Source organism: Psychrobacter sp. M9-54-1 (assembly GCF_016613355.1).
GTDB lineage: Bacteria > Pseudomonadota > Gammaproteobacteria > Pseudomonadales > Moraxellaceae > Psychrobacter > Psychrobacter faecalis.
The window spans coordinates 1-855 of record NZ_JADGFW010000049.1; the positions used below are offsets into that span (position 1 = coordinate 1).

An 855-nucleotide genomic window follows, 5' to 3' on the forward strand; every position below is an offset into this window, starting at 1 on the left:
ACCCCACTCTCAACTTGAAATAAGCAAATCAAACTGAAGAGGCGGATTACCAAGTTTTTTGTTGAGTACAAAGCACAGATTGTGTGACAGAATTTTACGAATCAATCGATGAGACAAATGCCATAAATCTCTTGCTCGTACCCTTTGTATATTAAATCGTTCTGATAACTGACCAATGACTGTTTCAACGATACGGCGGGCTTTCATTAGCCGCCTTACCACAGGTTTGGGTCTATCTTCTTTCATATTAGCTCTGAGTGGCGTTTGTAAATCTACTCCTTGAGCGTCGTAGTACGATGTCAGACTCGGGCTGATATACCCTTTATCAGCGCCAAGTAGCCCATGAATATGAGTGGTGATTTCTGGGGCAACCGCTCTTTCATCAACATTGGCAGGAGCAAAGGTAAAGCCTTTAATCATGCCCGATAAGTTAACAAGCAAATGTCCCTCAAAGCCATAGTACCTCTCTTGCTTAGCGGCACAGTAGCTAAAAGCTGCTAAGTCTTGATAATTCTTATGCCGATAAGCGCGTCCATAATGACAGACGGGTATCGGAAAACCATCCATAAAATGGATGTTGTCACGGCCTTCAATTTGACTGACGTTATCTTGTATCTGCTGTTTGACTTGCCACAGATTGGCGCAGTGCTTTGCGAAGTTAGGGTATGAGCCGATGGCTGGAAACCAGTCTTGCCAATGCTGGGTAAAGTATTGCCAAATTTGTTTGTCTTGATCTAGGTGTAAAAATTCACCGACCATCTCCATGCAAATAACCTCAGGATCACTTAGCTTTGGCGCGTAACCTGCACTTCGCAAGGGTTTGGTGACGACTATTTTGTAATATTGCTCTACCAT

At 43.4% G+C, this 855-nt stretch carries 1 protein-coding gene; it reads right to left on the minus strand.

Features of this window, described 5'->3' with window-relative positions:
- Positions 1-9: 9 nt before the first annotated feature.
- On the minus strand, positions 10-855 hold an 846-nt coding region (locus tag IQ457_RS13255), incomplete at its 5' end, for an IS982 family transposase (protein ID WP_200663858.1).